This is a genomic window from Campylobacter sp. 2457A, assembly GCF_020135895.1.
GTDB classification, from domain to species: Bacteria; Campylobacterota; Campylobacteria; order Campylobacterales; family Campylobacteraceae; genus Campylobacter_D; species Campylobacter_D taeniopygiae.
Genome location: NZ_JACHTO010000131.1, coordinates 1 through 226 on the forward strand (window position 1 = coordinate 1; position 226 = coordinate 226).

The following is a 226-nucleotide window of genomic DNA, read 5'->3' on the forward strand; positions in this document are numbered from 1 at the left end:
CTCCACCCTTTTAACAGGCTCTAAAGAATTCTCTAATAACCCCTTTTATTTTGGAGAATTAGATCAAGAAGGGATAATCAAACAAGATGTACCCAGTTATTATTTTTCCCCTAAAGATGAAAGCAGTGGTTTAGGAAGACTTAGCATCTTTTATAAAAATGATGAACTTTGCTTACTTAATTATTCTATATTAGAAAATTCTTTAAATATCAAATTAGAATGCTTA

At 29.2% G+C, this 226-nt stretch carries 1 pseudogene; it reads left to right on the forward strand.

What is annotated here, in order from left to right:
- Nucleotides 1-226: pseudogene (locus H2280_RS08645) on the forward strand (hypothetical protein); the annotation flags it as partial.